This is a genomic window from Serratia sp. HNCC26DJ244 (genome assembly GCF_057180565.1).
Map to the genome: position 1 here is coordinate 1 of NZ_JBXUGO010000158.1, position 259 is coordinate 259.

The following is a 259-nucleotide window of genomic DNA, read 5'->3' on the forward strand; positions in this document are numbered from 1 at the left end:
GTGATGGCGGGTTATGGGCTGAGTAATGGCAGTTCAGACTCACGGATTAGCGATTACCGTTCTGACAACCGGTTAAACGGTTACTCCCTGGGGGTGTATGGCACCTGGTATCAATATGCCAATCAACGCCATAGTCCTTATGTGCATGGCTGGTTGCAATACGCCTGGTTCAACGGGTCAACCGAAGGGCAGTCGGAGAGCCAGCAGGATTACCGCCTGCGCGGCGCCAGTGCTTCGGTGGAGGTGGGTTACCCCGTGC

1 protein-coding gene is annotated in these 259 nt (G+C 56.4%); it reads left to right on the forward strand.

Translation table 11 applies throughout. The features are described 5' to 3' along the window. The coding region (locus tag AC2A06_RS19065) for an autotransporter outer membrane beta-barrel domain-containing protein (RefSeq protein ID WP_484381329.1) at window positions 1–259 on the forward strand (259 nt) is incomplete at both ends.